Genomic DNA, 22,028 nt, shown 5'->3' on the forward strand with positions numbered 1-22,028 from the left:
CTCACCGGTTGATCGTGTCACGTCGTGCCGACAGGGCCGCCGGCCCCTGCCAGCAGACCGGACAGCGACCAGGCCAGCAGCGCGACGGCCGCCACCGCCATCCCCGCCCGGAACCACCGCCACCGCCACAGCAACACCGCCAGCAGTCCTGCGGCGCCGAGGGCCACCGCGCCGGGCAGCCCGGAGGGCACCGGAAGACTCGCGGCGGGAACGCTCGCGGCCCAGTGCGCGATCCGCAACAGCCACCACAGCTCGGGGCCGGTGAACCGGATCAGCAGCTGGGCCGCCGCGGGCCAGACCGGGCCCAGCGCAGCCGCCGCGGTGCCCAGCACGGTGATCGGTGCCACCAGCGCCGCGACGGCGAGGTTGGCCGCGGCGGCCACCAGACTCAACCGGCCCGAGATCGCGGCGATCAGCGGCGCCGTCACCAACTGCGCGGCGCACGCCACACAGACGGCGTCGGCCAGCCACTTGGGCCACCCCGCGTCCACCAGACGGCGCGACCACGCCGGCGCGATGACCACCAATGCGGCGGTCGCCACCACCGACAGCGCCAGACCCACATCGACGGCCAACTGCGGCGCGACCACCATCAACACCAGCACGGTCGCCGACAGCGCCGGGATCGCCTGTCTGCGCCGCGCCGACAACATGCTGAACAACGCGATCGCGCCCATCACCGCGGCGCGCAGCACGCTGGCGGTGGGCTGCACGACGATGACGAACAACAGCAGGGCGAGCCCGGCCAGCCCGACCGCGGCCCGAGGGCCGAGCAGCCGCGACGAGAACAGCACCGCACCGCACACGATCGTGACGTTGGCACCGGATACCGCGGTGAGATGCGTCAGCCCAGCCGTGCGGAATTCCTGGGCGGTGATCGGGCTGACCGTCGACATGTCGCCGAGGACCAGTGCCGGCAGCATCGCCGCCTGATCGGCAGGCAGCACGTGACGAGCCGAGGCGGCGAAGCCTGCCCGAACCCCGGACGCGGCGCGGTTCACCGGGCCGGCTCGGCCCGTCGTCGGTGTGCCGATCGCGGTCACGACGGCCACCGTCAGGTCACGGCGGGTGGGCCGGGTGACCCTGGCCCGGAACCGCAGCGGCTGGCCGACCATGACGGCATCGAAGTCGCGGGCCGGTGCGAAAACCACGACGCGGCCCGACATCTCGTTGTGCCCCAGCCCTCGCAGGGAACCCCGGAACATCACGTGGCCGCGGCCAACCGGTGCCGCGCTCTGGCTGGGCGTGACGGCCACCTCCACAGCTGAGCCGAAGGCCGCGGTGACGGGATGGCGGGCAACCGCGTTGGCGCGCAATGCGATCGCAAATCCGAAGCCCGCGCCGACGACACCGGTGGCGGTCAGGCCGATGCCGATGGCCCGCAATCGTGGCCTGCCAGACCCAGCGCGCCACAGCAGTACACCGCACGCGCCCGCCGCAGCGCAAAGCCACCCGACGACGTTGCCGATCGGCCACAAGATCCCCGCCGCGGTCACCACCCAACTGGTCGCCGCGGCCGGGACCAGACGGGCATCCAGCCGCTCGGCCACGGCCGTGTGCATCAGGCTCAGACACGGACCAGCGGGCGCAGCTTTTCCAGGCGCCCGGGACCGATGCCGTCGACCTCGCCGAGCTGGTCGACGCTGGTGAACTTGCCGTGAGAATCGCGCCAGGCCACGATTGCGGCTGCGGTGACCGGCCCGACCCCGGGCAGCGCGTCCAGCTGCTGCACGGTGGCGGTATTGAGGTTGATCACCTGAGACGGGGCCGTCCTGCCGGGACGTGACCCGGTGGTCGACGGTCCGGCGGTGGTCGCTCCCGAGCTCGTCGAGCTACCCAGCACGCTGGGCTGCCCGTTGACCGGCGCGATCCCCACCACGATCTGCTCGCCGTCGTCGACCTGGCGGGCCATGTTGAGCCCGGCGGTGTCGGCGCCGTTCATCGTTCCGCCCGCCGCCTTCAACGCGTCGGCGATCCGCGCGCCCGGCGTCAAGGTGACCAGGCCCGGCGTATGCACCAGGCCCACAACACTGACCACGACCGGTTGGTTGGCCCGCGCCGATGGACTCGCATCCGGGCTGCGGCCGGCCGATGCCGCCATGTCGACCGGCGGGAGCTTCGCCGAGACCACCGGCGCGGGCTGTTCACGCATCAGCGTGAAGATCGTCACCAGCACCGCGATGGCCGCGACCGCGGCCAAGGCGACAGCGCCCGCCCGCCCCGGATCGGCGCGCACCTTGGCCAGCCACCCGTCGTGCGTCGAGCCGTCCGGAAGCCAGCGCGGCACCAGCGAATTCGGGTCGGTGTCGTCTTCTCCGTCGTCGTCTGGTTCGGCGGCGGCGTCCGGTTGGGCACCGAGGCGGCGGTGCAGTCGCTCGGCGGGCAGTTCTGTGCGCATGCGACGACGGTAAGTACGGCAGCCGTCGTGACGGTGCCGTCGCCGACCCCGATACCGCCGCGCTGTGGACCGACTGTCAACTGTGCACAGGCCGCCTGACTGGTTGGTTGGGAAGACGGATAACGTGCATGCAAGACCGTCAGATCCAGCAGAGGAGACTGCCATGCAACTGGCGCTCACAAAGGACGAAGCCGCCTTCCGCGACGAGCTGCGCGAGTTTTACACGACGAAGATCCCTGCAGAGATCCGCGAGCGGACCCGTCAGGGCGAAGGAATCAACCACGAGGACATCGCCACCAGCCACAAGATCCTCAACGAGCACGGGCTCGCGGTGCCCAGCTGGCCCGTCGAGTGGGGCGGCAAAGACTGGACGCCGGCTCAGCACCAGATCTGGCTGGACGAGATGCAGCTCGCCTGTGTACCCGAGCCGCTGAACTTCAACGCCAAGATGGTCGGCCCGGTCATCGCCGAGTTCGGCTCGCAGGAAACCAAGCAGCGCTTCCTGCCGCCGACGGCGAACCTGGACATCTGGTGGTGCCAGGGATTCTCCGAGCCGGAGGCCGGCTCGGACCTGGCGTCGCTGCGCACCACCGCCCTGCGTGACGGCGACAGCTACGTCGTCAACGGGCAGAAGACATGGACGACGCTGGGCCAGTACGCCGACTGGATTTTCTGCCTGGTGCGCACCGACCCGCAGGCGCCGAAGAAGCAGGCCGGTATCTCGTTCCTGCTCATCGATTTGGACACGCCCGGTATCACGATGCGCCCGATCAAACTGATCGACGGCAGCGTCGAGGTCAACGAAGTGTTCTTCGAGGATGTCCGAGTACCCGCCGATCAGCTTGTCGGAGAAGAGAATCAGGGTTGGTCGTACGCGAAATTCCTGCTGGGTAACGAGCGGACGGGCATCGCGGGCGTCGGGCGCACCAAAGTGCGACTGGCCGACGTCAAGGAACGCGCCACCGAGACCGGACTGCTCAAGGATCCGCTGTTCGCCGCCCGGCTCGCCGAAGCCGAAAACGAGCTGCTGGCACTGGAACTCACCCAGATGCGGGTCGCGTCCGGCTCGGCCGACGGCAAGCCGAACCCGGCGTCGTCGGTGCTCAAACTGCGCGGCAGCCAGCTACAGCAGATCGCCACGGAGTTGCTCGTCGAGGTCGCGGGTCCGGACGCGCTGCCCTTCGACGCCGGCAGCGACATCGCCTCGCCGGAGTGGGCGCAGGGCAGCGCGCCGCACTACCTGAACTACCGCAAGACGTCGATCTACGGCGGCAGCAACGAAGTACAGCGCACCATCATCGCGTCGACCATTCTCGGCTTGTAAGGGAGTTAAGCCATGGACTTTCAGTTGAGCGACGAACAGGTTCTGTTGCGCGACACCACGAAAGAGTTGCTGTCCCGCAGCTACGACGCGGAGAGCCGCAACAAGGTCATCGCCTCCGAGTTGGGCTGGAGCAAAGAGGTGTGGACCCAGCTCGCCGAAACCGGCATCCTCGGGCTGGGATTCGACCCCGAAGAGGCCGGCCAGCTCGAGGTGACGGTCGTACTCACCGAAGTCGGGCGGCGGCTGGCACCCGAGCCCGTCGTGCATGCCGCGCTGGGACCCGGCGCGATCATCGCCGAGGTCGGCAGCAACGCGCAGAAAGAACTGCTCGGCGAGGTCGCCGAAGGTCAGCGGTTGTTAGCCTTCGCGCACCTGGAACCCGGCGCCCGCGGTGTGCTCACCGACGAGGTCTCGACAACTGCTGCCCAGCAAGGTGATTCGTGGGTGATCAGCGGTCGCAAGAACCCGGTGCTGGCCGGCGACTCAGCCGACACGCTGGTGGTCAGTGCGAAGCTGCCGGACGGCGGAGTCGGGTTGTTCCTCGTCGACGGCGAGGACATCACCCGCCACCCGTACCGCACGTTCGACGGCCAACGCGGCGCGCAGATCGATCTCGACAAGGCCGCCGGCGAGCCGCTGGGCACCGGCGGGGACGCCTCGGCGGCGCTCCGCAACGGCGTGGTCCGGATCCAGTCCGCGCTGTGCGCCGAGGCCGTCGGCGCGATGGAAGAGGCGCTGCGGCTGACGACCGATTACCTCAAGCAGCGCAAGCAGTTCGGCGTCACGCTCAACACCTTCCAGACGCTGACGCAACGCTCCGCCGACATGTACGTCTCGTTGGAACTGGCGCGCAGCATGAACCTCTACGCGGCGCTGTCGATCGCTGATGGCAATTTCGATCCCGTCATCGCTGCCCGCGCCAAGCTGCAGATCGGACGGTCGGGCCGGCACATCAGCCAAGAGGCGATCCAGTTGCACGGCGGCATCGGTATGACCGCGGAATACCCGGTGGGCCACTACGCGGCCCGGTTGACCGGAATCGACCACACCTTCGGGTCGTCACAGGACCAGTTGCACGTGCTGATCGACCAGGTCGGCGACTACGACGTCGTGACGCTGTAGCGGTGCCCGGTGCGGGTTCAGCACTGAACCCGCACCACCATCAGCTAATTCGGCTCGCCCGCTCCTGATTCCGCGTCACCCGACTCCGACACAGCCGGAACCGCAACTGGTTCCGCGTCGCCGCGCGCCTCGCCGTTGGCCGATGTCGCACCGTTGGTCGATGCCTCACCGTTGGTTGATGCCTCCGGTGCCGGAGCCTCGCCATCGGCGTCGGGCAGCTGGGCCGCCAGATACTCGCCCAGCCCACCGATCGTCGGGTAGTCGAAGACCGCCGTCGCATTGATGGTGAACTTGCCGCCGAACTGGCTGTGCAGCCGGTTCCGGAGTTCGACCGCCATCAGCGAATCCGTTCCGAGGTCGAGGAACCGGCTGGTCGCCGCGGGCGGCTGCGCAAGCCGCAGGAAGCCCTGCACTTCGCGCTGCAGGAATTCGGTGATGAACCCGGCTCGTTGCGACACCGGTATCTCCTGCAGCTGCTTGAGCAACTCGCTGTCACCGACAACCTCACCGGCTGCGCTGGGCAGCACCACGTCGAGGATCGGTGGACGCGAACTGCCCAACACCTTGGCTGCCCGCTGCCAGTTGGCCTTCAGGATGGTCGCCTGGCCGGTGCCGTTGGCGATCACCTCGGACAGTGCGCTGAGTGCGGCCGACGGCTCCAGCGGGACCAGGCCTTGCGCACTGATGTTGGCTGTCGCGGCCTCCGACGAGGCCATGCCGCCCTGTCCCCACGGACCGAAGTTGACCCCGGTGACCGGCAGGCCCTGCGCCTTTCGCTGCCCGACCAATCCGTCCAGTAGTGCATTGGCGGTCGAGTAGTTGGCCTGACCCGGTGATCCGAACAAGCTGGACACCGACGAGGACAGGATGAAGAAGTCCAGGTCGTCGTCCTTCGTCAGCCGGTCCAAGTACAGGGCACCGAAAGCCTTGGACGCCAACGTCGTCTGGAAACGCTCCAGCGTCTGCTGACCCAGCAGCGCGTCATCGAGCACACCGGCCAGATGAACCACACCTGCCAGCGGCCGCAACTCCGCGCGGATCTCCTCCAGCACCTTCACGACGTCGGCCTCGTTGCTGACGTCAGCCGAACGGACGTGGATGCGGCAGCGGTAGCGCTCGACGATCTCGTCGATCGCCTGCTGGGCGTCCTCGTCCGGCGCACGCCGGCTGGTCAACACGATGTCGCCGGCGCCGAGCTGGGCCAGATACGACGCCGTGTGCAGACCGATCGCACCCAGACCACCGGTGATCAGGTAGCTGCGATCGGCGCGCGGCTGCAACGGGTTCGGGATCTGGCACACGATCTTGCCGATGTGCCGCGCCGTCTGCATCCGCCGGAACGCGGCCCGGGCCTCGGTCAGCGGGTAGACCTCGGCGGGCAGTGGCGTCCACTCCCCATTGGCCAACCCGTCCGACACCTCGGTGAGCAAGTCGCGAATGCGATCGGGCTCGGTGAACATCACCGTGTCCAATGCGACGATCTCGTAGGCGATGTCGGGTCGAGCCTCGGCCATCTGCTCCGGGCTCCAGATGTCGCGCTTGGCAATCTCGGCGAAACGGCCGTTCTGGGCGGTGGCCCGCAAGGTCGCCTCGATGAACCCTTCGTTGGTCAGGCTGTTCAGCACCACGTCGACACCGGCGCCGTCGGTGTCGGCCAGGATCTGGTCGGCGAAATCGGTTGTGCGCGAGTCGTACACATACTGCACACCCAGCTTGCGCACCGTGTCGCGCTTGTACTTGCTGGCCGTCGCGAAGACGACCGCACCGTGCTGCTGCGCCATCTGGATCGCCGCCAGACCCACACCACCACTGGCCGCGTGTATCAGCACCTTGTCGCCGGGCTTGAGCTGTGCCCAGTCGAAGGCGAGCCTGGTCGTGAGCGCGGCCGCGGGAATCGTTGCCGCTTCGACCGCGCTGACACCGTCGGGAATGGGCGCCAGGAACTGGGCCGGCACGTTGAAGCGGCTGGCGAAGGCACCCTGCATGGAGCCGTAGACCCGCTGGCCGATCTCGAGTCCGGTGACGCCCTCACCCAATTGCGTGACGGTACCGGCGAAGTCACCACCGATCGGGCCGGGATCACCCGGGTAGAGGCCTAACACGTTGAGCACGTCGCGGAAGTTCAGGCCGGCGGCCTCAACCCGCACCTGCACGTAGCCCGCGTCCGGCGGCGGCACCTCTTTCTCGGTGATCCGCAGGTTGTCGATGGCACCACGCTCGGTCGGCAACAGAGCGTAGTCGGCCGACCGCGGCACCGTCAGGTGACCACTGCGCGCCCATGGCAGCAACCGCGATGCGAGGAACTTCCCTTGTCGCAGTGCAAGTTCGGGCTCGACGACCGGCGAGCCCAGCTGGCCGGCCAGCAATTGCGCGGCCTCCTCTGGCTCGTCGAAGTCGATCAGCCTGACCCGCAGCGCCGGCTCCTCGTTGATGATGGTGCGCCCGAGGCCCCACAGTGCTGCCTGAATTGGGTCGACCGGTTCGCTGGACTCGGTGGCAACCGCCTTCTCGGTGACGATCCACAGTCCGCCAGGCAGTTTCACCTCGCCGCCCTGCAGTGTGTGCACGGCGCCGAGCAGACCGGTGATCTCGGCCTCCAGCCGGGCGGCAGCGTCCGCGGTCGACTCTTGTGCACCGGGGCCGGCGCCGCGCCAGACGATGCCCGAGATCGGCATGCCCTTCTCGTGAGCCTGCGACAAAATCTGGCCCAGCAGCTCGGGATCGGTGATCCGGTCAAATGAGATGCAACCCGGCACCTGGGCGGCAAGCTCACCGAACCCGGCGATCAGCCATGTGCCACTGGCACTTTCAGCGTCGTTGCCCGACGGTGGCACCTCTTGCCAACCGACGGTGTACAGCAGCCGGGTGGTATCGCCGCCGAGCCCGCGCAGCAACGCTTCCCGGGGAGCGCGCTTGACGGTGAACTCGCGAATCCCGCCCAGCAGGCGGCCGTCCCGATCGACGAAATCGAGGTCAAAGACCTGGGTCTCGCCGTCGAGGGCGGCGTTGTGCCAGCGCGCACGGCAGTAGAACCGTCGCGGCATCTTCTCTTTGAGAAACACCGACCCGTACCGCAGCGGCAGGAACAGATCGCTGACGCCCTGTTCGGCGGCAAGCAGCGCGGGGAAAGCCGGGAACGCAACACCGGTGCACAGGTCCATCAGGACCGGGTGCATCGGTTCGGTGCCGAGCTGTTCGGAAAGTTCTTCGCCGACGGTGATATCGCCGATCGCCTCACCCTCGCCCAGCCACAACGACTTCAGCGAACCCGACCAGTTCGGGCCCCATGCCAGTTCCATGTCGGCAAAGGTCTCGAACAGCTCCTGCGGACGCATCCGCTCCATCCGCTCGATCGCCGCGTCGACGGGATCCGCCTCGTCGGGGTCCGGTTCGTCCACCGCACCAGTGACGACGGTGCCGTCGGCGTTCAGCGACCACTCGGCGTCACGAACCCCATACGGGCGACTGTGCACCTGGAAGGTGAAGTCGCCGTCGCCCTCGATCGGGTGCAGCGTCAGCTGCACCTCACGAGAAGCCTTCTCGGGCAGGATGATCGGCTCGTAGAAGAAGACTTCCTTGACCCGCGCCGGCGTACCGACGGCGGCCAGGGCCATCGCCGCATACGTTGCACCCGGCACCACGACGGTGCCGTAGATGACGTGGTCGGACAGCCACGGCTGCGACTTCACCGAGATGCGACTGGTGTAGACACTGTCGCCGGAGGCGAGATCCTTGGCGCTACCGAGGATTCCGGATACGGCCGGGCCGTCGACCGTGATCCCCGACGACTTGGGCCAGAACCGGCGACGCTGGAACGGATAGGTGGGCAGTTCGACCTTGTGCCGCGGCTGATGTTGCAGTGCAGCGAAATTGGGCCGGTGACCACTGACGTAGGCGGTGGCCAGCGCTTCGGCGATCTGACGCCGGTCCGGGACGCCCTTGCGCAGCGACACCAGCGCACGCGGCGCGGCCAGGTGTTCGGGCCAGACCTGCACCGCGGCGCCGGTCAGAACCGGTTGCGGGCCGATCTCCATCAGCACCGTGCATCCCAGCGCCGCCACGGTGCGCACGCTCTCGGCGAACTGCACCGGCTGACGGGAATGCCGCCGCCAATACTTGGCGTCCAGTGCTGTTTCGGCGGTGAGCACGGCGCCGGTGCGGTTGCAGACCAGCGGCAACGTCGGCACAGCGAACTGCATCTGCGCCGCGTACGCCTCGAACTCATCGAGCACCGGGTCAAGCAGTTCCGAGTGGAACGCGTGGCTGGTTTCCAGCCAGGTGCAGCGGATTGCGTCTTCGCTGAATTTGGCGACCACCTGTTCCAGATCCTCGCCGGGACCCGACAGCACCGTGTTCGTGCCGTTGTAGGCGCCGACGGACACCCGGGCGAATTCATTGGCGACCTGCTCGACCTGCTTGGGGTCGGCGAACACGGCGACCATCCGCCCGCCGGCGGGCAGGCTGCCGAACAGCCGGCCACGCTCGGCCATCAGGCGTGCGCCGTCCTCGATGCTTAAGACACCGGCCACGCATGCCGCCGCGTACTGGCCCACGCTGTGGCCGAGCACCACATCGGGCTCGATACCCCACGACTGCCACAGCCGGGCCAGGCCCATCTCGACGGCGAACAGCGCCGGCTGGGCAAACGAGGTGTGCTTCAACGTCTCTCCGGCTTTGCCGCCGGTTTCCCGGTCGGTGGCGAAGATCACCTCGAGCAACGGCTGCGGCAGGATGTCGGCGACGGCGTCCGCGCACTGTTTCACCGTCTCAGCGAAAACCGGCTCGGCGTAGAACAATTCGCGTGCCATTCCCGGGTATTGACTGCCTTGGCCGGTGAACAGCCACGCCGTTGTCGGCCGGTCGGTGCACTCACCGCGCACCACACCGGGTCGCAACCGGCCCTCGGCCAACTCGGCCAGCCCGTCGCCGGCGCTCTGCACCGAGTCGACGACCAACGCCGCCCGATGCTCGAAGTGCGAACGCCCGATCCCGGCGGTGAGGCACACGTCGGCGATGTCGGCCTCGGGGTGCGCGGTCAACCACGACCCATAACGCTGGGCCAGCGACACCAGCGCCTCCGGTGAGCGCGCCGACAGCGCCAGCACGTTCACCGACTCCTGGGCAGCGTCGGTCTCCGGCGGCGCGTCGACGCCGTCGGCCGGCTCCTGCTCGATGACCACCGGTGGCGCCGGCGCCTCTTCGATCAGCACGTGTGCATTGGTGCCGGTGAATCCGAACGAACTCACGCCGGCGCGTCGCGGCCTGCCGCTGCGCTCCCATGGCGTCGCCTTGTCGACGACCTTGACCGGCAACGAGTCCCACGGAATGTGCGGGTTCGGACTGTCGAAGTGCAGGCTCTGCGGCAGCACCTCGTGCTGCAGCGACAACACGACCTTGATCAGGCCCGCGGCTCCCGATGCCGACTCGAGGTGGCCGATGTTGGTCTTGACCGATCCCATCAGCAACGGCCGGTCCGCGTCGCGGCCTGCGCCGTAGACGGCGCCGGCGGCCTGGGCTTCGATCGGGTCACCCAGCGGGGTGCCGGTGCCGTGCGCCTCGAGGTAGTCGACGTCGCCACCGACCAGACCGGCGCGAACCAGTGCGGTGTCGATAAGCCGTTGCTGCGCACCACCATTGGGTACTGTCAAACCACTGGACGCACCGTCCTGGTTCACTGCGCTGCCCGGGATCACCGCGGCGATCCGGTCACCGTCGCGCTGCGCGTCACTGAGCCTCTTCAGCACCAGAATTCCGGCGCCTTCGCTACGCACGTAGCCGTCAGCCGAGGCGTCGAACGTCTTGCACTGCCCGACCGGCGACAGCATCCTGGCGCGGGATGCCGCGACGATCGTGATCGGGCTCAGCAGCACGTTCACCCCGCCGGCCAGGGCCAGATCGCAGTCGCCGGAGTGCAATGCCTGGCAGGCCTGATGCACCGCCACCAGCGACGAGCTGCACGCGGTGTCGAGCGCGACGGCCGGTCCCTCGAGCCCGAGTGCGAAGGACACCCGTCCGGAGATGGCGTTGAGCGCGTTGCCGGTGATGAAGTGCGGCATGATCTTGTCGATCGACTCGCCGGACAGCAGATGCGCGTACTCGTTGGCCGCGACACCGACGAACACGCCGGTTCGGCTGCCCCGCAACGAGGCCGGGGAGTACCCCGCCCTTTCCAAGCCCTCCCAGGCCATTTCGAGCATCAACCGCTGCTGCGGCTCGATCCACACCGCCTCGCGCGGGGAGATACCGAAGAACTCGGGATCGAATCCGTCGATCCCGTCCAGGAATCCGCCGAACCGGGTGTACATCTTGCCCGGGGCGTCGGGGTCCGGGTCGTAGAACTCGTCGACGTCGAACCGGTCGTCCGGGACTTCCCGGATCGCGTTGAGACCACCGGACAGCAACTCCCAGAACGCTTCCGGGTCGGGCGCGCCGGGGAAACGGCAGGCAACCGCGACGATCGCGATCGGGTCATCGGTGCGCGCCGTGGCCAGCGAGGCCAGCTGCGGACGCGCCTTGGCGGCGGACTGCTCGCTGAGCTCGAGCACGTCGCTGAGCAGATAGTCGACCACGTCGGACAGTCGCGGGTGATCCATCGCCAGGGTCGCGGGGATCTCCTTGCCCACCCCCTGTTCGATCCGGCGCCGCAATTCGACGGCCATCAGCGAATCCATGCCGAGGTCGAAGAACCCGGCGTCCTCGCGGATCTCCGACGGATCGACGCGCGTCACCTCGGCGACCGCGTCGCGCAGCCAATCCACCATGAGCTTGCGGCGCTGCTGCACAGGAGCGTTCGCGAGCCGCTCGACCAGCACGGTCTTCCCGGACGCCGTGGTGGGCACCGGCGCCACGTCGGGCACCTCGCGCTCCAGCTCCGCCATCAGGGAGCGCTTGCCCGCCTGCTGATACAGCGGCAGGAAGCGGGCCCAGTCGATCCGCGCCACCACACCCTGCGCTGCGCCCTGCTCGGACGACACGGCCATCAGGTCGGCCAGGCCGGCCAGCGCGTCGGCGGGCGACAGGGTCCGCACGCCACGCTTCTGCAGCTGGGCACGGGCTTCCTCGTCGGCCATCCCCGCGGCCCACGGCCCGAAGTTCACGCTGACACCGGAGACACCGTGGTCACGCAGCCGCCAGGACAGGCCGTCCAAGAACGCGTTGGCCGCGCCGTAAGCGGTCTGGCCGAAGCTGCCCCACACCGAGGCGATCGACGAGGTGCTGAGGAAGAAGTCCAACTTCAGATCGGCAGCTGCTTCGCTCAAATGCCAAGCGCCCCAGACTTTCCCAGCGAACACCCGGTCGACTTCGGCATCTTCGAGGGACCCGAGCGGGGTGGTGCCGATCTCGCCGGCAGCGTGCACGATACCGGCCAGCGGCGGCAGTTCGGCCTGCACGGTGGCCAGCAGGCGCGCGACCCCGTGGGCGTCGGCGACATCGGCCTCCACCACCCGGAACTCGGTGCCGTGCTGCGCGCTGAGTGCGTCGATACGCTGCTGCACGGCCTCACTGGGTGAGCGTCGACTGGTCAGCACCAGGTGCTTGGCACCGTGCGCGGCCAGATACCCGGCGATCTCCAGTCCGATCGATCCCAGACCACCGGTCACCAAATATGTTGCGTCGTCGCGAAGTTGCAGCGGTGCCCCACTCGGTGCCGCGACGCGTCGGATCAGCCGGGGAACGAAGACGGTCTGGTCGCGCAGCGCGATCTGGTCCTCGCCGGCCGGTGCGGTCACGACGTGGTCGACGAACCGCGACCATTCGTCGGCGCCGCCCTGGGAAAGGTCCGCCAGTCCGCCCCACAGCTGCGGAAGCTCGAGCGCGGCGGCCCGACCAAAGCCCCACAGCGCACTCTGCTCCGGCGACACGGTGTCGGCGTCGACCACTCGCTGCGCGCCGCGGGTCACCAACCAAATCGGTAGCCGGATCTCCGCAGCAGTCACGGCGCGGAACAGTCGCTTCGTTCCGGCAAGCACTCGGTGTTGCATCCGCAGCAGCGACTTCATCGATGATTCGGTGCCGGAATCGAGGGCCGCGACATGCACGATCCGCAGCGACGGGTCGGCTGCCGCCGCGGCGAGCAACACGCCTTCGAAGCGTTCCTGGTCTGCGTCGCTCGCCGGCAAGCCGATGATCTCGTACCGCTGGCCGCGCGCGGTCAGCGTGTCGGCCAGCGGCTGCACCGCGTCCGCGTTGTCCCCCACCAGAAGCCAGGTCGAAACCTGGCCGGCCTCCGCCGCAGTGGCGTCGGAAGTGTAGCTCTCCCAGCGGATCTCATAACGGTCATCCGCAATAGACTGGGTGTTCTTCTGTTGATTGTGCTGTGCGGCAAGCCTTGTCAGCACACCCAGGGTGTCGGTGTGCCCGTCACCGTTCGCACCGTCAAGCAGGGCCGCGAGCTCCTCGATGCGGCCGTCCTCCAACAGGCGGACGGCCTGGGTGCGCGGACCGCCGCCACCGGCGCCACGCTGTTGCTGATGGGGGCGCTCCCGGTTGTCCTTGAACCAGTACTGCCGATGCTCGAAGGGATAGGTGGGCAGGTCGAGCTTGCATGCCGGGCCCCGCAGGACAGCTCCGAAGTCGGGTAGATGCCCCAAAACGTAAGCGTCAGCGAGGGCTTCGGTGATCTGGCGATGGTCGGCGGTGTTCTTGCGCAACGACGCGATCGCCTTCGGCGTGGTGGCCGGGTCAGGCCACGCCCGCAGGGCTGCGGCGGTGAGCACGGGCTGCGGGCCGATCTCCACGAGCACTTTGCAACCGAGATCGGACAGCGTCTTGACACTCTTGGCGAATTCGACCGGCTGGCGGGCGTGCCGACGCCAGTAGTTGCCGTCGAGCTTGAGGCTCCTGCCGATCGTGGCGCCAGTGCGGTTGTCGATCAGAATCCGTTGCGGCGAACCAAACGTGAACTGGTTTGCATACGATTCGAACTCGTCCAGGATCGGGTCCAGCAGCGCCGAATGGAACGCGTGGCTGGTGTCCAGCCAGTCGCACCGGACGCCGTCGGCCGCCAAGCGGGCCACCGCTTGTTCCAAATCCGCTGCCGGGCCGGACAATACGGTGTTGGCGCCGTTGTAGGCGGCGACCGACAGGCTGGGGAACTCGTCGGTCAGCTTCTCGACGCGCTCAGCATCGGCGAACACCGCGGCCATCCGACCACCTGCGGGCAGACTGCCGAACAGGCGACCACGCTCGGCCATCAATCGCATGCCGTCTTCGAGGCTGAATACTCCGGCGACGCAGGCTGCCGAATACTGCCCGACACTGTGCCCGAGCACCACGTCGGGCTCGAAGCCCCACGATTGCCACAGGTGCGCCAAGCCCATCTCGATGGCGAACAAGGCGGGCTGGGCGTAGGACGTCTGCCGCAGCGTCTCTTCGCTTTCCGGGCTCTCCGAGGCGAAAATGACGTCCAGGAGCGGCTTTTCGAGGACATCGGCGGCGGCTGCGGCGCACCGGGTCAGCGTCTCGGCGAAAACCGGCTCGGTGTCGAACAATTCGCGGGCCATGCCGACGTACTGACTGCCCTGACCGGTGAACAGCCACGCCGTCTTCGGCTTGTCGTGTGTTTCCCCGCGGACCAGTCCGGGGGCCGGACGGTCGTCTGCGAGAGCGCCGAGCAACTCACTGGCAGCTTCTTTCGAATTAACCACCAATGCGGCGCGGTGCTCCAGGTGTGCCCGTCCCACTCCGGCGGTGAGGCACAGGTCCGCCAGCGTGGCCTCCGGGTGCGCCGTGAGCCAGTCGCGGTAGTCCTCGGCGATCCGCACCAACGCGGCGGGTGTGTGCGCCGACAGCGGAAGGAGGCTGAACCGTCCGTCGTCGGGCTGCTCGGCGGCCTCGACAGCGGGAGCAGCCAAGGGCGCTTCTTCGAGGATGACGTGCGCATTGGTCCCGGCGAAGCCGAACGAACTGACACCGGCGATGCGGGGCTTGCCGTCCCGCTTCCATGGCCTGGTCTCCTGCACCACCTCGACGGCCAGGCGGTCCCAGGGAATGTGCGGCGACGGGTTCTGGAAGTGCAGGTGCTTGGGCAGCTGCTCGTTCTCCAGCGACAGGATTACCTTGATGACGCCGGCGATGCCCGCTGCCGCTTCGAGGTGCCCGATGTTCGTCTTGGCCGATCCGATCAACAGCGGGTCATTGGCCTCGCGTCCGGCGCCGAGCGCCGCACCGGCGGCCTGAGCCTCGATCGGGTCGCCGAGCGAGGTTCCCGTGCCGTGTGCCTCCAGATAATTCACGTCGCTGGGCGCCAGGCCGGCGCGCTTGAGCGCGTCGGCGATAACCCGTTGCTGCGCACCACCATTGGGCACCGTCAAACCGCCGGATGCACCGTCCTGGTTGATCGCGCTACCACGGATGACGGCCCGAATCCGGTCACCGTCACGGATCGCGTCCTCGAGCCGCTTGATGACGATCACGCCGCAGCCCTCGCCACGCACGTAGCCGTCCGCGGCCGCGTCGAACGTCTTGCACTTGCCGTCGGGCGCGAGCATCTGCGCGCTGGAGAAGGTGATCATGGTCGCCGGGGTGAGCAGCACGTTGGCGCCGCCGGCCAGAGCGAGGTCGGTCTCCCCCAGCTGCAGCGCCTGGCAGGCCTGGTGGATCGCCACCAACGACGAGCTGCACGCAGTGTCGACGGCGACCGACGGACCCTGCAGGCCCAGCCGGTAACTGATCCGGCCGGCCGCTGCGGCGTTCGACGTCCCGATCGCCATGTAGGCCTCGATCTCGGGATACGTCAGCTCACCGGAGGCCATTCCCAAGTAGTCGTGGGTCGCCAGCCCGACGAAGACGCCGGTGTTGGTGTTCGCCAGCGCCGTCGGCGAGACGCCGTAATGCTCCACTGCACGCCACGCCGTCTCGAGCAACAGCCGATGCTGCGGGTCCATCAACCGGACCTCGCGCGTCGACATGCCGAAGAACGGTGCGTCGAACCCGGTCACGTCGTCGACGAAACCGGCGCGACGGGTCACAACCTTGCCGGGCGCGCCTGGCTCCGGGTCGAAGAACTCGTCGACGTCCCACCGGTCTTGGGGCACCTCCGATATCGCGTCGCGGCCCTCGCGCAGGACATCCCAGAACTCCTCCGCACTCGCGGCACCGGGAAAACGCGCCGCGTAGCCGACTACCGCAAATGCCGCTGGCGGATTCTGTTGTTCTCCGTTAGATGCCATGCGTTCGTCCTCTCTATGTGGGGACTGTGGAAGATATCGGCCGGCGCGTTCGGCCCGAGTGCGCAACAGAATTGCTGCCTTGGTCCAGTATTGCAAGTGTGACGCCATCGCGTTGCGCCTTACATTCGGCACCGTAACGCACGGCAGGGACGCCGCGCCGGGTTAGCGCCAAGCGCGCCCATCTGTCAAGACCGCTCGCCAGATCCGTCGTGGTGTGCGCGGCGCAACCGAACGACATTGGGCGACAGTCATAGCTGAGCGGGTTATCTTGGGTCACGCCGCCAGCGTGGTCGGTCGAAGCCGCTATTAGAGGAGGACAACCCCTTGCGCATCGGCAAAATCACGGTGGGCTCACTCGACGAATGGACGCTGGCCCCTGGCTCCGTCATCTCGTGGCACCCGACCGCCGCTGCGATCGAGAGGGTTCGCCACGCACCGGTCAGCTCCGTACCGGTCAGCTATATGCAGGGACAACACCTGCGTAACTACACCGAACGCACCGCCGCCGGGCTGAATTTCTCCCGGCAGATCATCGGCAGCTGCGACGCCGCCGGCCACTGCGACATCGCCGCGATGGATCAGGCCCTCAACGCCTACCTGCGTCGCCACGACACCTTCCGCAGCTGGTTCGAGCACGCCGGCGACGGCCAATTCATCAGGCATTCCATCACCGACCCCGCCGATATCGAGTTCGAGCCGATCGAGCACGGCTACATGACCGTCGAACAAATTCACCAACACGTCACCTCGATCCCGAACCCGCTGGAATGGGGATGTTTCACGTTCGGCGTCGTGCAGGGCGAGGAGCACTTCTCCTTCTTCGCCGCGATGGACCACGTGCACGGTGACGCGACGCTGATCGGCACGACGATGCTCGAGGCCAACGGCATGTATTCGTCGCTGAGCAGCGGCGGTGGGGTCATGCAGCTTCCCGATCCGGGCAGCTTCGACGACTTCTGCGTCCGCGAACGGGAATTCGCCTCGCAATTGACTGTGGATTCGCCGGGAGTCCGAACGTGGATCGATTTCGCCGAAAACAACAACGGCGGTTTTCCCGAATTTCCGCTTCCGCTGGGGGACCCGTCGGAGTCGGAGAAGAGCTACATGGCGTCCGAGTTGCTGATGGATCCGGCGCAGACGGACCGATTCGAAGCGGCCTGCCAGGCGGCCGGCGCACGCTTCGTCGGCGGCCTGTTCGCGTGCCTGGGTCTGGTGGAACACGAGTTCACCGGCGCGATGACCTACTACGGGCTGACTCCCCGGGACTCGCGCACCGCCGCGGACAACTTCATGACGCAGGGCTGGTTCACCGGCCTCATCCCGATCACCGTGCCCATCGCGGCATCCTCGTTCACCGAAGCTGCGGGAGCGGCGCAGACGGCTTTCGATTCCGGCCTCGACATGGCGAGAGTGCCTTATTACCGCGTGTTGGAGTTGGCGCCCTGGCTGAAATGGCCGGAGCCGAACTTCCCGGTGTCCAACTTCTTCCATGGCGGAGCAGCGCCGCTCAACGCCATTCTGGCCGCGGGCGAACTGGGTCTGGCGGACAATATCGGCATCTACCCGGACGGCCGGTTCTCCTATCAGCTGACCATCTACATTTTCCGGTACGGCGAGGGCACGGTCATGGCGATCATGTATCCCGACAATCCGGTCGCCCTGAAATCAGTCACCCGCTACATGGAGGCGATGAAGTCCGTGTGCGTGCGGGTTGCCGACAGCGGGAATTGGGGGCGAGTCGCATAGCGACGACAGCTTTAATGGGTAGAGCTTTTCTGATCGAACGCCGGCGACCGTCGCCGGCGACCGCACACAGCGGCGCCGACCGGGGGACGAGGACGATATGCGACGGCTAGCCGCTTTCGTGGTGCGGTGGCCTTGGGTTGTGATTGGGCTGTGGCTTGCGGTCGCGGCCGCTCTACCACTGACTTTCCCGTCGCTGAGCGAGATGGCACAGAAGCATCCGCTGGCGATCCTGCCCAGCGACGCGCCGTCGAACGTCACCGCGCGCAAGATGACCGAGGCTTTCCACGAATCAGGTTCAGAGGACCTGCTGCTGGTGGTTCTGACCGACGACAAGGGTCTCGGTCACGACGACGAGGCCGTGTACGGCAAATTGGTCGACGCGCTGCGCAAAGACACCAAGAACGTGGTGATGCTGCAGGACTTCATCGCCACGCCGCCACTGCGCTCCGTCGTGACCAGCAAAGACGACAAAGCCTGGGTGCTGCCCGTCGGCGTGGCAGGTGAATTGGGGACGCCGCGATCCTACGAAGCGTTCAACCAGATCAGTGACGTCATCACCCATACCGTGGCCGGCACGTCGCTGCGGGCGAACATCACCGGGCCGGCGGCAACGGTCGCCGACCTGACCGTCGCTGGCGAGAACGATCGCCTTCCGATCGAGCTGGCGATCGGCGTGCTGGTGCTCATCGTCTTACTGGTGGTGTATCGCAGCGTGATCACCATGCTGCTGCCGCTGATGACGATCGGCCTGTCCCTGGTGATCGCGCAGTCGCTGGTGGCCGCCTTCTCGCAAATCACCGGCACCGGCGTCTCGAACCAGTCGAACGTCTTCTTGAGTGCGATCATGGCCGGCGCCGGCACAGACTATGCGGTCTTCCTGATCAGCCGCTATCACGACTATCTGCGATCCGGCGAAACGTCCGACCAGGCCCTTAAGAGAGCACTGATCTCGATCGGAAAGGTCGTCGCCGCCTCCGCCACTACGGTCGGCATCACCTTCCTGCTGATCAGCTTCGCCCGCATGGGCGTGTTCCAGACCGTCGGCATCGCGTCGGCGATCGGGATCGGCGTCGCTTTCCTGGCCGCGGTGACGCTGCTACCGGCAATCCTGGCGCTCGCGGGCCCTCGCGGCTGGGTCAAGCCACGGCGCGAATTGACCGCCCGATTCTGGCGGCGTTCGGGCGTCCGCATCGTGCGTCGTCCCAGGACCCACCTGGTTGCCAGCCTGATCGTGCTGGCCATCCTGGCCAGCTGCTCGGCCTTCGTGCGCTACAACTACGACGATCGCAAGGCCCTTTCAGCGTCCACTCCCAGTTCGGTCGGCTACACCGAACTCGATCGCCATTTCCCGGTGAACCAGTCCATCCCGGAGTACATCCTCATCCAGTCGCCACACGACCTGCGCAACCCGCAGGCGCTGGCCGACCTGGAGCAGATGGCCGACCGCGTCAGCCAGCTGCCGAACGTCGCGGCGATCAGCGGCATCACCCGGCCGACCGGAAACGTGCCGGAGCAATTCCGGGCCACCTACCAGGCGGGCGCCATCGGATCGTTCCTGCAGGGCGGCTCGGAGCTGATCAGCGACCACACCAGCGACCTCAATCGGCTGTCCCAGGGCAGCGACACGCTGGCCGAGAATCTCGACAGCGTGCGCGGTCAGGTCAGCCAGCTCGCCGCCAGCGTGCAGGAACTGGAGAGCACGTTCACCTCGACAAAGGACCAGTACAGCGGCGAGACGCTGGTCAAAGAAGTCGACCTTGGCGCGCAACTGGTCGACCACATCGACAAGATCACCAACGACATGGGCTGGAACTTCACCGCCGGCAAGAACCTGTTCTCCTGGCTGGGCCCGGTGCTGATGTCCCTGCGCGCTAACCCCGTGTGCGACGCCGACGAATCCTGCACCAACACCCGTGACGCGTTCGAGCAGCTTGTGGGTGGGCGCGATCAAGAGGATCTGGACGCGATCAACGATCTGGCGCACCAGATGCAGGAGTATCCAGACAAGAACAAGCTGAAAGCGTCGTCGGACCGCCTACGTGCGGCGGTCACCAAGCTGAGCGACGTCATGCGTTCCCTCGGCATGGACCAGGCCGGTGGGCTGCAGTCGAACCTGAACAACCTGCAGAGCGGCGCAGACCAGTTCGCCGGTGGCAGCCGGCAGGTGGCCGACGCGGTCAATCAACTCGTCGATCAGGTCAAGCAGCTGGGAGCCGGACTGAGCGAATCGGCAACGTTCCTGTTGTCGCTGAAGCACGACGCGTCCCAGCCGACGATGGCCGGGTTCAACATCCCGGCACAGTTGCTGCACCTGGACGAATTCAAGAAGGCCGCGAGCATCTTCATGTCGCCGGACGGCCACTCGGTGCGCTACCTCGTCCAGACCAGGCTCAACCCGTTCAGCACCGACGCGATGGATCAGGTCAACACGATCATGGCGACGGCCAAAGGGGCCCAGCCGAATACCACCTTGTCGGACGCCAAGATCTCGATGGCGGGATTCACCGTGGGCCTCAAAGACACCCGCGACTACTACAACCACGACATCCGGTTCATCATCGCGATCACGCTGCTGGTGGTCCTGCTGACCCTGATGGTGCTGCTGCGCGCGATTGTCGCCCCGCTGTACCTGGTTGCCTCGGTGGTGATCTCGTATTTGTCGGCGGTCGGCATCGGCGTGGTGTTCTTCCAGTTCATCCTCGGCCAGCATCTGCATTGGAGCGTGCCGCCGCTGGCGTTCGTGGTGCTGGTCGCGGTGGGAGCCGACTACAACATGCTGCTGGTGTCGCGAATGCGCGACGAGTCTCCGCGCAGCATTCGCTACGGGATCGTTCGCACGCTGAGCTCGACGGGTGGCGTGATCACCGCGGCGGGCGTCATCTTCGCGGCCTCGATGGCCGGTTTGCTGTTCTCCAGCATCGGCACCGTCGTGCAGGGTGGGGTCGTCATCGGCGTCGGAATCCTGCTCGACACCTTCCTGGTTCGCACCATCACGGTGCCCGCGTTCGCGGCGCTGATCGGGCGGGCGAACTGGTGGCCCTCACGGGCGGCAAGGGTTCGCGCGCCCGAATGAACTGTGTGAAACTACGAGTCAAAATGAGTGGTCAGGAGTAGCGATGAAGAAACTACTCGCAGGAGTCAGTGCGCTGGTAACCATCAGCGCCACAGGGTGTTTCGGCGCCGGTACCGCGACGGCCGACAACGGGCCCATCACCGGGCCGCCGACTCCGGGCGCGCCGGGCGACCAGACCGCCTACGCCCTGGGTGGCGCGCACGTGCTCGGTGTTCCCTATGACCAGTACATCAAGATGGAGGGCGCGGACTGGTTCCCCGGCCAGCAACGCCAGATCGTTCGGTACCCCGCCGGACAGGTGCAGGGACATGTGCTCGCCAACCTCTTCCCGGGCCTCAAGGGCGAGATCGACAAGTTCGACCAGCAGTTCCCCGGAGTCGGCCTGGACGGTCCCAGCGTCGGCTGGTCGGTCGACGTGGGCGTCGACAACCTGGACCAGGCAATCCGCACCACCGGTCGTCCCGGCACGGCGATCGGCCTGTCTGAGGGCGGGTTCGTCGTCGACGGCGAGCAGGCTCGGCTGGCGACCGCCCCGGACGCTCCCCCGCCGGACAAACTGAACTTCGCCACCTTCGGCGACCCGATCGGGCATCACGCCTTCGGTCAGAGCTTCCTGACCGCGGTGTTCCCGGTCGGCAGCACCGTGCCCGCGCTGGACTATGTCATGCCGCCGCCGTACGAGAGCCAGTACGAGACCGACAGGTTCGTGGCCGCCTACGACTCGATCGCGGACTTCCCCGACCGTCCGGACAACTTGTTCGCCTTCGCCAACACGCTGATGGGCCTGGCCACCGGGCACACCGCGGTGGCGTTCACGAATGCGAGCATGGTGCCGCCGCAGAACATCAGGACCACGATCAACTCCAGGGGCGCGAAAGACGTCACGATCATGGTCCCGCAAAAGCACCTGCCGCTGGTCATGCCGCTGAAGTACATCGGGATCCCCGAGGACACGCTCAACAAACTCGACGCGATCCTGATCCCCCGGGTCAACGCGGGCTATTCCCGCAACGATGACCCGGCGACCGCTCCGGTTCAGGTGGACCCGGTGAACGGTTTCGACCCTGCCGAAGTCACTGCGCCGGCCAACCAGGCGACATTCGGCGGTGGCGCGGACCCGTTCTCTCAGATCATCGCGGGAGCCACGTCCGTGCTATCACATGGAGCAAGCCAAGCCGGCGCCTGATTCCCCCA

Annotated in this window: 8 protein-coding genes; 5 read left to right on the top strand and 3 right to left on the bottom strand. The window is 67.1% G+C overall.

Annotated features, from left to right (window positions below):
* Nucleotides 1–17: 17 nt before the first annotated feature.
* Nucleotides 18–1,562 carry a ComEC/Rec2 family competence protein gene (locus G6N27_RS07320; protein ID WP_163775738.1) on the bottom strand — a complete coding sequence of 515 codons (1,545 nt, stop codon included), beginning with the start codon at nucleotides 1,560–1,562 and terminating at the stop codon, nucleotides 18–20.
* A 5-nt stretch (nucleotides 1,563–1,567) separates the two neighbouring features.
* On the bottom strand, nucleotides 1,568–2,398 hold the full coding sequence (locus tag G6N27_RS07325) for a ComEA family DNA-binding protein (RefSeq protein ID WP_163775739.1): 831 nt from the start codon (nucleotides 2,396–2,398) through the stop codon (nucleotides 1,568–1,570).
* A 163-nt stretch (nucleotides 2,399–2,561) separates the two neighbouring features.
* On the opposite strand from G6N27_RS07325, the gene G6N27_RS07330 reads away from it, so the two are divergent.
* Both G6N27_RS07330 and G6N27_RS07335 read left to right on the top strand, forming a co-directional pair.
* Entirely contained in the window at nucleotides 2,562–3,722 is a 1,161-nt protein-coding gene (locus tag G6N27_RS07330) for an acyl-CoA dehydrogenase family protein (RefSeq protein WP_163775740.1), read from the top strand.
* A gap of 12 nt (nucleotides 3,723–3,734) precedes the next feature.
* Nucleotides 3,735–4,844 carry an acyl-CoA dehydrogenase family protein gene (locus tag G6N27_RS07335; RefSeq protein ID WP_163775741.1) on the top strand — a complete coding sequence of 370 codons (1,110 nt, stop codon included), beginning with the start codon at nucleotides 3,735–3,737 and terminating at the stop codon, nucleotides 4,842–4,844.
* A gap of 44 nt (nucleotides 4,845–4,888) precedes the next feature.
* Here the strand turns inward: G6N27_RS07335 and G6N27_RS07340 are convergent, their stop codons facing one another.
* On the bottom strand, nucleotides 4,889–16,015 hold the full coding sequence (locus G6N27_RS07340) for a type I polyketide synthase (protein ID WP_163775742.1): 11,127 nt from the start codon (nucleotides 16,013–16,015) through the stop codon (nucleotides 4,889–4,891).
* A gap of 324 nt (nucleotides 16,016–16,339) precedes the next feature.
* On the opposite strand from G6N27_RS07340, the gene G6N27_RS07345 reads away from it, so the two are divergent.
* From G6N27_RS07345 to G6N27_RS07355, 3 genes are all read left to right on the top strand, one after another.
* Nucleotides 16,340–17,761, top strand: a complete 1,422-nt coding sequence (locus tag G6N27_RS07345) for a condensation domain-containing protein (RefSeq protein ID WP_163775743.1) — start codon at nucleotides 16,340–16,342, stop codon at nucleotides 17,759–17,761.
* A gap of 97 nt (nucleotides 17,762–17,858) precedes the next feature.
* Nucleotides 17,859–20,834, top strand: a complete 2,976-nt coding sequence (locus G6N27_RS07350) for an MMPL/RND family transporter (RefSeq protein ID WP_163775744.1) — start codon at nucleotides 17,859–17,861, stop codon at nucleotides 20,832–20,834.
* Between the two features lie 43 nt (nucleotides 20,835–20,877).
* Nucleotides 20,878–22,020, top strand: a complete 1,143-nt coding sequence (locus G6N27_RS07355) for a PE-PPE domain-containing protein (RefSeq protein WP_163775745.1) — start codon at nucleotides 20,878–20,880, stop codon at nucleotides 22,018–22,020.
* Nucleotides 22,021–22,028: the final 8 nt, after the last annotated feature.

The organism is Mycobacterium cookii, from assembly GCF_010727945.1.
GTDB lineage: Bacteria > Actinomycetota > Actinomycetes > Mycobacteriales > Mycobacteriaceae > Mycobacterium > Mycobacterium cookii.

Excerpts from the sequence above, each read along its gene's own strand:
- G6N27_RS07320 (WP_163775738.1), bottom strand. The coding sequence starts at position 1,562 with ATGCACACGGCCGTGGCCGAGCGGCTGGATGCCCGTCTGGTCCCGGCC.
- G6N27_RS07330 (WP_163775740.1), top strand. The coding sequence starts at position 2,562 with ATGCAACTGGCGCTCACAAAGGACGAAGCCGCCTTCCGCGACGAGCTG.
- G6N27_RS07335 (WP_163775741.1), top strand. The coding sequence starts at position 3,735 with ATGGACTTTCAGTTGAGCGACGAACAGGTTCTGTTGCGCGACACCACG.
- G6N27_RS07340 (WP_163775742.1), bottom strand. The coding sequence starts at position 16,015 with ATGGCATCTAACGGAGAACAACAGAATCCGCCAGCGGCATTTGCGGTA.
- G6N27_RS07350 (WP_163775744.1), top strand. The coding sequence starts at position 17,859 with ATGCGACGGCTAGCCGCTTTCGTGGTGCGGTGGCCTTGGGTTGTGATT.
- G6N27_RS07325 (WP_163775739.1), bottom strand. The coding sequence starts at position 2,398 with ATGCGCACAGAACTGCCCGCCGAGCGACTGCACCGCCGCCTCGGTGCC.
- G6N27_RS07355 (WP_163775745.1), top strand. The coding sequence starts at position 20,878 with ATGAAGAAACTACTCGCAGGAGTCAGTGCGCTGGTAACCATCAGCGCC.